Source organism: Labedella endophytica, assembly GCF_003990045.1.
GTDB lineage: Bacteria > Actinomycetota > Actinomycetes > Actinomycetales > Microbacteriaceae > Labedella > Labedella endophytica.
This window is the reverse complement of sequence record NZ_RZGZ01000012.1, coordinates 1-586: the sequence shown is the minus strand read 5'-3', so window position 1 is coordinate 586 and position 586 is coordinate 1. Positions and strand designations below refer to the sequence as shown.

Below are 586 nucleotides of genomic sequence, written 5' to 3'. Positions count from 1 at the left end.
TTAAAACTAAACATTTCTGGTCCTCGTGCCCTGTACTCTGTAGAGATTCCCATTGTATATGTCCATGGTTAAAATCTCCCATAATAATGCAGTCCCGTTTGCTCACTTCTTTTATAGCGGTTTGTATTTTTTCATTATCTTCTATGCTTATGTTTGGACTTCGATATACTAACCCTACTGTTAACGTTGAGTTTCCGGTAACTATGTTACACCAAACAGCTTCTTCACAATCTGCTTCTTTTTCTAATATTATTTCATAAGCCTGAATGGATTCTTTAATATACAAAATAACTCCACCTCCCCTTCTTCCTATTCTGTCTTTCCTAAACATTACGTAGCCAGGCAGTCCCAGTTCGGCATCTGATATCTCTTTGTTGGCCCATGATTCAGTTATCCCTATAATGTGAGGGTCAGTATCTTCTACCATAATGTTTAGTTCATTTCTTTTGTTTACTATGCTCCTTGCATTTAAGCAAACACATTTATACCCGGCTTCAGTACAGTTTTCCAGGCTGACCTTTGCTGGTTTATTTGTGCTAACATTTCCTATGCCTCCATTATCATACTTCTCTGTGAATCCCCCCTG

General features: G+C 38.1%; 1 protein-coding gene. It reads right to left on the bottom strand.

Annotated features, from left to right (window positions below; all coding sequences use genetic code 11):
* Window positions 1–586 (bottom strand): endonuclease/exonuclease/phosphatase family protein (locus tag ELQ94_RS17145; protein WP_133447512.1); only part of this gene is annotated, 586 nt, incomplete at both ends.